Genomic DNA, 10,312 nt, shown 5'->3' on the forward strand with positions numbered 1-10,312 from the left:
GGTCGCCAATGATTCCCGCGACCTGATCTACCGCGACGAGGCGATGGCCAAGGTGGTGCGGCTGGCGCAGCAGATCGCCGGCTCCGACGCCTCGGTGATGATCACCGGCGAGTCCGGCACCGGCAAGGAAGTGCTGGCGCGCTACGTTCACACCCGCTCGCACCGCGCCAAGAAGCCGTTCATCAGCATCAACTGCGCCGCGATCCCCGAGCACCTCCTGGAATCCGAATTGTTCGGCCACGAGAAAGGCGCCTTCACCGGGGCCATCGCGCGCCGGATCGGCAAGTTCGAGGAAGCCACCGGTGGCACGCTGCTGCTCGACGAAATCAGCGAGATGGACGTGCGGCTGCAGTCAAAACTGCTGCGCGCGATCCAGGAGCGCGTCATCGATCGCGTCGGCGGCACCCGTCCGGTACCGATCGACATCCGCATCATCGCCACCTCGAACCGCAACCTGACCGACGCCGTGCGTGAAGGAACCTTCCGCGAGGATCTGCTGTTCCGGCTCAACGTCGTCAACCTCAAGATCCCGCCGCTGCGCGAACGCCCGGCTGACATTCTTGAACTGGCGCAGCATTTCGCCAAGAAATATGCCGACGCCAATGGCGTGCCGGTGCGACCGATTTCGGCGGAAGCGCGCCGCGTGCTGACCGTCAATCGCTGGCAGGGCAACGTCCGCGAATTGGAAAACACCATCCACCGCTCGGTGCTGATGGCCCATGGTGACGAGATCGGCGCCGACGCCATCCTGACCCCGGATGGCGACCGGCTCGACCTCGCCAAGACCGTTCCGGCCGTGGCGCATGCCACCTTCGCCGCCGAACAGGTGACGCGCGCGCTGGTCGGCCGCACCGTCGCCGATGTCGAGCGCGATCTGATTCTGGAAACGCTGAAGCATTGCCTCGGCAACCGGACCCACGCCGCGAATATTCTCGGCATCTCGATCCGCACCCTGCGCAACAAGCTGAACGAATACGCCGATGGCGGCCTGCCGATTACGCCTGCCGGCTCCGGCGATTATCGCGCGGTAATGGGGGCGATGGGCTAGGCGAAGGCAAAAGCCTCTCAGCCGTCATTGCGAGGAGCCCTTGCGACGAAGCAATCCAGTCTTTTTTGCTTGTGGCCTCTGGATTGCCGCGTCGCTTCGCTAAGGGGAAAGCCAATTGGCTTTCCCTGACCTCGCAATGACGTGGAGAAGCCAATGCACTCCCGATAAAGACTCGCTTTTTCACGAATATTTCGGCGCGTCCGGCTTGCGGAAAATCTGGATCGGCTCGCCCGGCACCAGTCGCGGCCGGTTGAACATCGCATAGGCGTACAGCGCGAGGTAGCTGATCGACAGCGCGCCGATCACGGCCAGGGCCCAGGTCGCCAGCCGTTTCATGCAGCAAGCCCGCGCCGCGCCAGGCGGCGCTGCCACAGCCAGATCAGCGGCACGATCACCAACTCACCGACGAGACTGAGCAGAATTCCGATGGTGGGAAAGCCGTGCGCGATCACCGCCAGCAATCGCGGAACGGCGCCAAGCACCAGGATAAATGTCACCCCGGCGATACGCTCGCCATGCTGCTCGATGGCCGGAATGGCCGACCAGTAGATCAGCCCGATCGCCAGCAGCATGCCCTTGAGAAAGCGGACATAGCTGTCCATGGTCACGTCGGTGATGCCGCCGCTGAAGCTGGTGCCGATCAGCACGCCGGCCAGACCGAAGCCCACCGCGGCGAGGCCGGTCAGCGCAATCGCCGCCTGAAGCAGTCTTCGTTCCACGCATCACCTCCTTCGGGGCAAGGCAGGCCTGACGGCCGGTTCACCGCACCGACCCTCTACCTGCGGCATCTCGCCGGATTGGGCAACCAGGCAAGGTGGCGCGGCGGTGCTTGCACCGACCGCCCGAATGGTTAGCTTGCCCGGTGAGTCGCGGCAGCCCCTGCCCGTCCTGCCTCCCGAGACGCCATGCCGAGTTTTACCCCGCATCAGGACGCCGCGCTGAAAGCCGTCGATGACTGGCTGAAAGCCAAGCCCGGGAAGAACGGCACGCCGCCGATCTTCCGGCTGTTTGGCTATGCCGGCACCGGCAAGACCACGCTGGCCCGCCATATCGCCGACAATGTCGACGGCGAGGTGAAATTCGCGGCTTTCACCGGCAAGGCGGCGCTGGTGATGCGCAACAAGGGCTGCGACGGCGCCTCCACCATCCATTCGCTGATCTACCGCGCCCGCGAATCCGGCGAGGAACAGCCGAATTTCGAGCTGTGGGACGACGCCCCCGCCTCCAAAGCCAAGTTGATCGTGATCGACGAATGTTCGATGGTCGATGCCGATCTCGGCCGCGACCTGATGTCGTTCGATTGCCCGCTGCTGGTGCTGGGCGATCCCGCACAGCTGCCGCCGATCCAGGGCGGCGGTTTCTTCACCGAGGCCGAGCCCGATGTGATGCTGACCGAGGTGCATCGCCAGGCCGAGAACGACCCCATCGTGCGGATGTCGATGGATGTGCGCGAGGGCCGCGAGCTCGATATCGGCCGCTATGGCGAGAGCGAGGTGATCTCGCGCTCCGAACTCGATCCCAGGCGCGTGATGGACGCCGACCAGGTGCTGTGCGGACGTAACAATACCAGGCGCGCCTATAATACGCGATTTCGCCTGCGCCTCGGCATCGAGGATCCCTTGCCGGTGGCGGATGACAAGCTGGTCTGCCTGCGCAACAACCGCAAGAAGGCGCTGTTCAACGGCGGCCTGTGGCGGGTCAAGGCGCGCTTGGTGTCAAAGTCGCAGATCATAGGCATGCGGCTGTCGCCCGACGAGGACTTTGGCGGCAAGGTTACGAAGGTGTCGGTGCGCGCGGACTGCTTCACCGGCGGCGTCGACAAATTGCCCTACGATCAGCGCAAGCCCTATGACGAGTTCGATTACGGCTATGTCCTGACCGTACACAAGAGCCAGGGCTCGCAATGGGACGATGTGGTGCTGTTCGACGAAAGCTTCGCGTTCCAGGAAAGTCGCGCGCGCTGGCTCTATACCGGCATCACCCGGGCAGCAAAGCGACTCAGCATCGTGATCTGACGCGCCGCGCGGTGTTCTGACGCAGGACGATCACCGTATCGCCTGGAACGTTGCCGTCCGGTTCCCGTTGGCCCTGTATCCAGAACATGCAGGAGTTACGATGCAATATCTCAAGACCTTGACGTCGGTCGCCCTGATCGGCGCGACCGCGCTGTCATTTTCGGTCCCGGCGATTTCGGCGCCGTTGATGGCGCAGCCAAAGCTGGCCCAGACCACCACCACCTCGCTGCCGACCGAGAATGTGCAGTATTATCGCGGCGGCGGCTATGGTCGCGGCCACGGCTATGGCGGCGGCTATCGCGGCGGTCGCGGCTACGGCCACCGTGGCGGCGGCGGCAATGGCGCGCTGATCGGTGGCCTTGCCGTCGGCGCGCTGATTGGCGGCGCCATCGCGGCGGGCGCGGCGCAATCCAATGCGCAGGCCCAGCAGGGTGCGAGTTACTGTTCGCAGCGCTACCGGTCCTATGATCCGAGGTCGGGCACCTATCTGAACAATGACGGCAATCGCTATTCCTGCCCATAGCAGCGCGCGCCATCAGCCAGCCGCGGGACACCGGTCCCGCGGCTTTTTGCTGGGCAATTGGCAAGGCCCGGCTACGATGGCCGTGCCGGCCTTTCCATTTCACGAACTCGTGTGCAAATTCCCGTAACGAGCGGGCCGCCGCTACGTATCTCTAAAACAGGACCCCACATCGCAATTGCGAAGCCGGCGTCACGGTCTAGACTGCCCCTATCCGGCCTTGCATTCCAGAGGACATCCCATGCGCCGATCCACTTTCAGCCGCTTGTCGCTTTGCGCCGCCGCCGTCGGCGCGCTGGCCATTTCATCCGTTTTCGTCGCACCGAGCTTCGCGGCGGAGGAGGCGGTGATCCTTCCCGCTCCCGCGATGGACGCCAAACCCGCCGACGGCCTGCAGACCGTGGTGGTCGCCGGCGGCTGTTTCTGGGGCGTTCAGGGCGTGTTCCAGCACACCAATGGCGTCGTCAACGCGGTTTCAGGCTATGCGGGCGGCGACAAGTCGACCGCCAATTACACCGCCATCAGCAGCGGCACCACCGGTCACGCCGAATCCGTGCAGATAAAATATGACCCGCAGAAGATCAGCTACGGCAAGATCCTGCAGATCTATTTCTCCGTGGTGCACGACCCAACGCAGCTCAATCGCCAGGGGCCCGACAGCGGCACCCAATATCGCTCGGAAATTTTTGCCACCACCGCCGAACAGAAGCAGGTTGCTGACGCCTATATTGCGCAACTCAACGCTGCCAAGGTCTACAAGAAGCCGATCGTGACCAAGGTGGGCTCGCTTGCCGGCTTCTTCCCGGCCGAGGCCTATCATCAGGACTACCTGACGCTGCACCCCAACCAGCCTTATATCGCCTATAATGACATCCCGAAGGTCGAGAATCTGAAGAAGATCTTTGCCGAAAATTACATCGAAAAGCCGACGCTGGTGAGCAATGCCAAGGTCACGAATTGACCGCGGGCGCCGTCAGCGACTTTGGAAGGAGACCCAATGAGCGATATTAAAACAACGTCCGGCAAGGTCGAGAAGAGCGACGCCGACTGGCGCCGCGAACTGAGCCCGATCCAATACGCCGTGCTGCGCGAAAAGGCGACCGAGCGGCCCGGTTCGGGCGAGTACGAACATGACCACACGCCAGGGACGTTCGTCTGCGCCGGCTGCGGCCAGACGCTGTTCGAATCCGACGCCAAATTTGATTCCGGTTGCGGCTGGCCCAGCTTCACGCAACCAGCGCTGGAGAGCCATGTCGACGAGGAGCGCGACGTGACCCACGGCATGGTGCGCACCGAAGTGCTGTGCTCGAAGTGCAACGGCCATCTCGGACACGTCTTCCCGGACGGTCCGGGACCGACCGGATTGCGCTATTGCATCAACTCGGCGGCCTTGAAACTACAGCCGAAGTAAATACATCCAGTCTTATGGAATTTGTTAACCGCCCCGTGTGACCACCTGCTGGTCGCCGGGGCGTTTCTGTCTCTGCCAGCAACACTGCCTCAAATTACGACATGCCCTATCGGCGTGCACTTTTGAAAAACAATAAGAGAGCTTCGTTATGTCGACCCGTTCCAACCGTTGGCTGCTCGGCCTTGCACTGGCAGGCCTGATCCTCGAAACCGTGATCGCGCATCCGGCGCTGGCCACCGACAAGGTCATGCTGTTCAAGGTCATTACCGCGCGCGACGAAATCATCATTGGCATCAATGACGAAGAACTGTCGCAGTTCGAAAGCAAGAATGCCGGCGGCGTGGCGCGGCATCTGGCGACCAAGGGCACGCTGACAGCCTGGCAATATGCCGTGCGCAAGGCCGAGGCCGGCGCGCTCGAACAGGCGCCGCTGCGCCAGATCGGGCTGTTGTCGGGCGATGCGCTGCGCGTCGAGCCCTATACCACGCCGCTGAAGATCGTTCCGCTTCCGGATATGACCGGGCAATAACAACAATTCGGCGCGACGGAGCCCGCTGCCGCACCGCTTTTGTCCGGTAAACCACTCCAATCACTTGTATTACGACGATCTTACCAGCGGGAATCAGCGATTCATCATGCTGCGTTCCGGCTGTCGCATTCCGCTGAAACGTGCTTATATCAGGGTCTGTCCAGAAATGATGTTCCGCGCGCTGCCAATCGGCTGCCGTCGCGAAGTAGGCGTCGTTTCGTTGCGTACATTCATTTGAGGTCACTGACCATGGCAGCTTTCAGCTACAACACCGCCGCAGAATTGTTTCCCGCCGCCATCCGCAAGAAGAAGCGCGCCGGCTTTGCCTATCGCCGCTTCGACACCGCGGCCGCCGCGGTGCAATTCGCGATCGAACAGCTTCCGGCGGATTCGCTGAACGGCGCCTATCTGCAGGTCGACGAGGCCCGCTTCGACCAGAGCGGCATCCGCACGCTGTATGAGAGCGAGGATTTTCCGCTGGAACGCCGCGCTCCCGAGCCCGTGGCCGAACCGGCCACCGACGACGCCGACGCGGCGTAAGCCGGCCCCTCCTCTACATCCTTGGTTGCTTATCCAGCCACTTCCGCAACATCCGCATATTGCGGATGTTGGCCCGGAACATGACGTCGAAGGCATCGCCGACAAAGGGCACGATGCCGACGGCGCCATCCAGGGCGACATTGCCGAGCATCCGCGCCGTGACATGCCAGGGCGCCCCCAGCGCCCTCGCCTCCTTCACCAGCCACAGCGAGATCGCGGTGGTGATGATGTCGCCGATCACCGGCACCAGCCCGATCAGCCCGTCGATGCCGTAGCGGATATTGGTACCGGGCACCACGAAGGCAACATCCAGCAGTTTCGCCAGTGCTTCCAGCCGCGCCACGCGCTGCTCGCGCGTCAGATTGTCGAACGGGTTCGACGAACCGTTGAAATCAAAGCGAAAGCCGCCGGCGCCAGGACCGACCTGCTCGGGACGAAGCTCAACCCCGTCCTGATCGATAATCGGACCACGCGTCGCCGAGCCGGTCGGCCGGTGCCGTTGGGCGGTGCGTGGAAAAACCTGTTCATTCAACATTCCGGTCACATGGGTAGCGCCATGCGGTTGCGCAAGCGGCATCACGCCGCGCGAGTTCGCGGAACATTTCGCATTGGCGACGCCACAGGATCGCCAGCCAATTTAGACGCTCTCGAATTGAATTATGTCTGAACATATGTATTCTCAGCCACTGGGAACTGGCCTGGGGTGACACATGCGACGACCATTAGCGGATGTGTGCCTCGACATTGCGAGTTTCGCCCAGGAGCGAAAGCACGAATTCCTGTCCTATATCCTGCGGCTGGCCGCGGCGGAGGCCTATAAGAGCACTGCCGAGGAAGACGCCTTCGAGCTGCCGCGATCGAAACGGCTGGCGTCGCAGGAGTTGATCGCCGGGATCTGGGACTGGGACATCATCAACGACCGCAGCTATCTCGATCCGGTGTCCGCCGGCTTCTTCGACGTCGATCCTGACAGCGCCGCGCGCGGCCTGCCCAACATGGCCTATCTGAGCGCCATTCATCCCGACGATGTCGCGGCGGTGGAAGCCGCGATCACGCAGGCGATGCGCCACGGCGGCTTGTACGAGGCGGAATACCGCCTGATCAAGAACGACCGCCTGACCTGGGTCTATGCCCGCGGCAGTTGCACGCTGGACCGCTCTGGCCAGCCGGTGCGGATGGTCGGCGCGGTGATCGACATCACCCATGACAAGTCGATGCACTGAGCCGCGCGCCAACCGCCTCATTCCTTCGGCAACTCGCCGGGCTGTTTCACCGTCATCGCGGTCGGCTCCACCTCGTGGCCACCGACCGCGATCGGCGCCTCGAGCAGTCTCGGCGCGAGATCGGGGTCGACGATGAAATACGGCGCCAGCGGATCGCCGGTTGAAGCCGGATTGTCCTTCCATTCCGTCCGCCGCGGCACGCGGTCGAGGCCGATCGGATAGACCGTGACCTGATTGCCGAGAATGCGGATGCGCAGGAAATTGCGAAACGCGTCCAGCCGCATCGCGCTGAAGGCGTCATTGTGGTTCATGTCGGCGTAGCGGCAGGTCAGCATCAGATTGAACCCGAAGATGAAGCCGGCGAGCCCGCCGCCGAGCAGAACCATGGGCACGCCGAGCTCGATCAGCCACGCCCACCACGGTCCCTGCGCCCGAAATCCGAACGTCGCGGCATCGAAAGCGCTGAACAGCCGGGTCAATCCGAGCAGCGCGATGAACTGCACGCCGGCATGCAGCACAGCGAGGCCGACCGCCTTTTTCAGTGATTTCTTTTCCTGATAGCCGGAATAGCCGATGAAGCCGGCGGCCAGCACCAGGAAACTGATGACGCCGACATCGCCGCGCGGCAGCATCGACATCGCAAAACCCAGGATGGTGAAGATGGCGCCGAGCAGTAGCGAGAAGCCGTAATTGGTCAGCGGGAATTTGAAATTGCCCGACAGCAGTCGCCGGCTGGTCACCTTGTCCGGATAGCAGCTGTCCGCCAGCGTCAGCACCGGCTTCGGCTGGTGGCGAAGCCAGGCGGCATGGAGCTGATCCGGCAGATGATGGGTGCCGTGCAGGAACGCGCCACCGCCGCCGGAGGTGATGTATTGCGTGCCGAGATCGCTTTCGTAGCGACAGTAATGATGGCTGTCGCCCGACAGAACCAAGGGGATCTTGATCGACTTGCCGGCATTGTCGGCGATCGCCGCGGCATAGCTCAGCGTGCGGTAGGAATTGGTTTCCTGCTCGGCGCCGTACCAGCCGGGCTCGGCGCTGCACAGGATCACATTGGCGTTCTGCGGCATCGCCTTGGCGATGGCGACGAAGTAATCCGCCTGCGGCTGGTCCATGTCGGCGACCAGCGCGATGTCGATGCCCCATACCCAGGCCTGTTCGGTGAGCTTGAAGCCGAAATAGCTGCGGCGCTGGCAGGTCCGCCAGTTGCCGATCGCGGTCGGCTTGGCGCGGCAGAACAGCGCAAGGAAATTCACCAGCCCGTCATACCAGTCATGATTGCCGGGAATCAGCATCACCCGCGGCTGTTCCGCGCCGGGCTTGCGCTTCGGAAAGGCGAATTGATACGGCGCGCGGGTCTTGATGCTGTATTCGTCGCGCGTCGCGGTGGGATAGACTTCGTCGCCGCCCATCACCAGCGCCGCCGCGCGCGGCAGCGTGTGCGTCCTGCCCTGATAGGTCAGCTCCAGCCGCGGCCGCGCCAGCAGCGAGGCGATGGCATAGGTGGCATCGAAACCGTCGCCGAGGTCGGCGACGAAATCCAGCCACACCGCGCCGTCGGCATCGCGGTGCTTGGCCATGTGCGCGGAGATATCATCGCGGCCGGCGACATCGGCCTCGCTGGTATCGAGCGCGGCCTCGATCAGGCGGCGGTCGGCATATTGGCCGAACAGATCGGCGGTGATCACCCGGCCGAGCAATTTCAGCAGCAGCCCCGGATTGAACCAGCTGGTCATCACCGGATAGTCGGCCAGCTCGGCCAGGGTCGGGCGGTTCTGGTTTTTCGGCAGCGCGCTGAGTTTTCGAGCCATCATGCATCCCTGTGACCGGCGGTCACAGGGTCGATGACAAATGCCAAACCGTCAACTTAAAATTGCAACGCGCCCTTGTTCACCCGTTCTGTCGCTTCATCTCCCGGCGGCCAGGCGATCGGCGAAATAGGCGATCGTCTTGCGATAGATCGTGGCCCGGTTCCACTCGCGCATCGCTTCAAAATTCGCGGTGCCCTCGCCATAGGGCGCGCCGTTCTTGAAGCCGGCGGTATGCAGCAGATTGGCGGTGGAGGCCAGCACGTCGGGCACCGAATGCCGGAGATCGACATGGCCGTTGCCGTCGAAATCGACGCCGTATTTGATGTAGGACGACGGCAAGAACTGCGTCTGGCCGAGCTCGCCGGCGAAGGCGCCGATCAGGTCCGACTTCAGCAAATCCCCGCGTTGAAGAATCCTCAGCGCCGCCAGCAGCTCGCCCTGGAACAACTCGGTGCGGCGGCAATCATGCGCCATCGTCGCGAGGGTGCGGATCACCGGCATCTTGCCGATGTCGCCACGGCCGAAATCGGATTCCAGCCCCCAGATCGCCACCACGATCTGCGGCGGCACGCCAAACCGCGCCTCGATCCGCTGCAGCAGCGCGGCATGCTTCTGCAGCATCTGCAGCCCGATCGAGATGCGGCCCTGCCCCACGCGCGTCGAGACATATTGCTCGAAGGTCTTGTTGAAGGTGCCGCGCTGGCGGCGGTCGAAATTCAGCACCGCGGGATCCATGGTGACGCCGGCGAAGGCGGTCTGGATCACGCCCGGCGAGATCCCGGCGGCGGACGCCTCCTGCTGCATCGAGGCCACGAAGGTGTTGAAATCGCCGCCGCAGCGCGCGGCCATCGCCGGCGCCGCCAGCAGAAACGGCGCCAGCATCAGCGCGCCTGCCACCTTCACGAAACGTCGTCCCAACATGCGAATGTCCCTCTGCTGTGGTCGCCACCATGCCACGCGATCCGCGCCGCCGTCAAAATCCCGGCCGCGGCCAGGCGCCGCGGCAAGGCACGATGCGACGCGGCTTTGCAATCCCGCGACGCTGGCGCGCCCGGGGTGTGCTGCATTCCCTGCCCCCCCTGAGAGGGCGCGCGGAACGCCGGGTGCCCGATGCACCCATGGCCTGTGCGCGAATGCCGTAGTCGGCAAGTAGTGATGCGCACAGCAACTTCCGGATTCACCGGTTTCACCCGGCGTTCCGCACGCGATGAGTCT

13 protein-coding genes are annotated in these 10,312 nt (G+C 63.4%); 8 read left to right on the forward strand and 5 right to left on the reverse strand.

The features are described from left to right. The coding region (locus Q0S16_RS14785; protein ID WP_295849523.1) for a sigma-54 dependent transcriptional regulator at nt 1–1,048 on the forward strand (1,048 nt) is incomplete at its 5' end. A gap of 180 nt (nt 1,049–1,228) precedes the next feature. On the opposite strand, the gene Q0S16_RS14790 is transcribed toward Q0S16_RS14785, so the two are convergent. Next, nucleotides 1,229–1,384, reverse strand: coding sequence for a hypothetical protein (locus Q0S16_RS14790; RefSeq protein WP_295849525.1), 156 nt, complete (start codon nt 1,382–1,384; stop codon nt 1,229–1,231). Continuing rightward, complete coding sequence (locus tag Q0S16_RS14795) at nt 1,381–1,767, reverse strand: DUF4345 domain-containing protein (protein ID WP_295849527.1); 387 nt, start codon at nt 1,765–1,767, stop codon at nt 1,381–1,383. Before Q0S16_RS14795 ends, Q0S16_RS14790 begins: the two co-directional genes overlap by 4 nt. Before the next feature lie 186 nt (nt 1,768–1,953). On the opposite strand from Q0S16_RS14795, the gene Q0S16_RS14800 reads away from it, so the two are divergent. The 6 genes from Q0S16_RS14800 to Q0S16_RS14825 all read left to right on the forward strand — a co-directional run bounded on the left by Q0S16_RS14800 (nt 1,954) and on the right by Q0S16_RS14825 (nt 6,063). Beyond that, on the forward strand, nt 1,954–3,063 hold the full coding sequence (locus Q0S16_RS14800) for an ATP-dependent RecD-like DNA helicase (RefSeq protein WP_295849529.1): 1,110 nt from the start codon (nt 1,954–1,956) through the stop codon (nt 3,061–3,063). Between the two features lie 100 nt (nt 3,064–3,163). After that, nucleotides 3,164–3,586 (forward strand): BA14K family protein, encoded by a 423-nt coding sequence (locus tag Q0S16_RS14805; RefSeq protein WP_295849531.1) that lies wholly within the window; start codon nt 3,164–3,166, stop codon nt 3,584–3,586. 238 nt (nt 3,587–3,824) lie between these two features. Continuing rightward, on the forward strand, nt 3,825–4,544 hold the full coding sequence (gene msrA, locus Q0S16_RS14810; RefSeq protein ID WP_295849533.1) for a peptide-methionine (S)-S-oxide reductase MsrA: 720 nt from the start codon (nt 3,825–3,827) through the stop codon (nt 4,542–4,544). A 36-nt stretch (nt 4,545–4,580) separates the two neighbouring features. After that, nucleotides 4,581–4,994 (forward strand): peptide-methionine (R)-S-oxide reductase MsrB, encoded by a 414-nt coding sequence (msrB, locus tag Q0S16_RS14815; RefSeq protein ID WP_295849535.1) that lies wholly within the window; start codon nt 4,581–4,583, stop codon nt 4,992–4,994. Between the two features lie 148 nt (nt 4,995–5,142). Then, on the forward strand, nt 5,143–5,523 hold the full coding sequence (locus Q0S16_RS14820; RefSeq protein WP_295849537.1) for a hypothetical protein: 381 nt from the start codon (nt 5,143–5,145) through the stop codon (nt 5,521–5,523). A gap of 249 nt (nt 5,524–5,772) precedes the next feature. After that, the gene (locus Q0S16_RS14825) at nt 5,773–6,063 is read left to right on the forward strand and encodes a hypothetical protein (protein ID WP_295849539.1); all 291 of its coding nucleotides are present in this window, start codon (nt 5,773–5,775) and stop codon (nt 6,061–6,063) included. A gap of 13 nt (nt 6,064–6,076) precedes the next feature. On the opposite strand, the gene Q0S16_RS14830 is transcribed toward Q0S16_RS14825, so the two are convergent. Continuing rightward, nucleotides 6,077–6,598 (reverse strand): DUF4112 domain-containing protein, encoded by a 522-nt coding sequence (locus Q0S16_RS14830; protein WP_295849542.1) that lies wholly within the window; start codon nt 6,596–6,598, stop codon nt 6,077–6,079. Between the two features lie 175 nt (nt 6,599–6,773). Between Q0S16_RS14830 and Q0S16_RS14835 the strand changes: the two genes are divergently transcribed. After that, nucleotides 6,774–7,286: a PAS domain-containing protein gene (locus tag Q0S16_RS14835; RefSeq protein WP_295849543.1), complete on the forward strand. Its 513-nt coding sequence runs from the start codon at nt 6,774–6,776 to the stop codon at nt 7,284–7,286. Nucleotides 7,287–7,303: 17 nt separating this feature from the next. Here the strand turns inward: Q0S16_RS14835 and Q0S16_RS14840 are convergent, their stop codons facing one another. Next, a complete protein-coding gene (locus Q0S16_RS14840) occupies nt 7,304–9,097 on the reverse strand; it encodes a hypothetical protein (RefSeq protein WP_295849545.1) in 1,794 nt (597 codons plus the stop codon). Nucleotides 9,098–9,193: 96 nt separating this feature from the next. Further along, nucleotides 9,194–9,979 (reverse strand): lytic murein transglycosylase, encoded by a 786-nt coding sequence (locus Q0S16_RS14845; protein WP_295849546.1) that lies wholly within the window; start codon nt 9,977–9,979, stop codon nt 9,194–9,196. Nucleotides 9,980–10,312 lie beyond the last annotated feature (333 nt).

Source organism: Tardiphaga sp. (assembly GCF_025356345.1).
GTDB lineage: Bacteria > Pseudomonadota > Alphaproteobacteria > Rhizobiales > Xanthobacteraceae > Tardiphaga.